Here is a 1,437-nt window from a genome sequence, read left to right on the forward strand (position 1 = left end):
CCAATTATCTGGAAGCTGTATTAACAGCGGGATTCAGTAGCATGATTAATTAATAAGCATTCATGCGGTTGCCCTGGGGTCAGAACAAAGTTAAATAATCGCTCTGGTTAATTTGTAGTTAATCTACGGGTAGATTATTAAGGTTAAAAGACTATCTCGTTCTTAGGTGTAAGTCAGAGCAGGACGAAACCGAGCTAATCCAATTGTCGGATTAGCCGTAAGCTACTGGACCCTAACGTAAAGTAGATTAAGGGACATCTTACGGCCGTATTTCGAATACTGGTTGTCTGCATCTAGGCAATTTCAATGCGCTAAAGCGCCACAAACACCCATTTCAGTAAGCGCTTTTTGAGCGGCTAACTTATTTCATTTTGACATCTATTTGGCTGGATAAACTTGTTGGATTGCAGGTTCTTTGAAGCCTAAAAGGGCGTTTTCTTCCAGTGCCTCTTCCCTGAAACCCTTATTATTCGTGGTTTAAGCTCTTGTGATATGTACAAATTGATATTCATCATTCGGGATTAATTGTCCCTAGCGTAAAGTTTTGTTCAGGGTTAGATGGTAATCAAATAACAAGGTATTACCGATTATCCAGACTAACAATAATTAAATTTTACAAGGGTCAATTTATGTCTTTTTTGGAAATGTATCAGTTACCCATTTTAAGATGGCTACACATTGTTGCTATGGTGTATTGGTTAGGCGGTGAGTGGGGAGTCTTTCAAACCTCGTTTAATGTCATCAACCGTAAGTTGTCGATGGATGAGCGTCGTCGTCATATGGAAACCGCTTATCGGATCGACATATTGGCCCGTACCGGCATCATAATGCTACTACCTCTTGGTTTACATATGGGACACATCTGGGGTGTTCAACCTTTAGGCGGTAATTGGTTAGTGGGTATGTGGATCGCGTTCGCTGTTTGGTTAGGGTTATGTTGGTCAGCTTACTATTACCGTGAAACAGATACGGGTCTTCGCCTGACAAAAATTGATGAGGGTATTCGATTTATTGTTATCCCTGCGTTGATGGTCACTAGTCTTTGGTCATTATTTGGTGACGGGCCGTTAATGGCTGAAACTGGACAAAAATGGTTCTCAATTAAGATGTTCTTTTATGCGTGTACGTTAGTTATTGGCCTTAAATTGCGCTTTATTATGCGCGAATGGACCGAACTCTTCCGCCAGTTGGCGATGGGTGAGAATGCAGAAGTAGAAGCCACCTTAGACCGTTCAATTCGTTTTGGCAGAAAGCTGGCTTATCTTTACTGGATACTCATTCTAACGGTTGCGTTTTTCGGTGCGGTTAAACCGATGTAAGCCCCCGTTTTACGGTTACAATCGATATAAAAAAAGCCACGTTTGAAGTGACCCCATAAAGTTGGACTCATTTCTAAGCGGCAACCAAGGCCTGATGTCGATATTGTATCGGACTCAG

The 1,437-nt window shown here is 41.7% G+C and carries 1 protein-coding gene; it reads left to right on the forward strand.

Features of this window, described 5'->3' with window-relative positions; all coding sequences use genetic code 11:
* Window positions 1-629 precede the first annotated feature (629 nt).
* On the forward strand, window positions 630-1,319 hold the full coding sequence (locus GQS54_RS22820) for a hypothetical protein (protein WP_166426214.1): 690 nt from the start codon (window positions 630-632) through the stop codon (window positions 1,317-1,319).
* Window positions 1,320-1,437 lie beyond the last annotated feature (118 nt).

Source organism: Paraglaciecola sp. 20A4, assembly GCF_011378905.1.
GTDB lineage: Bacteria > Pseudomonadota > Gammaproteobacteria > Enterobacterales > Alteromonadaceae > Paraglaciecola.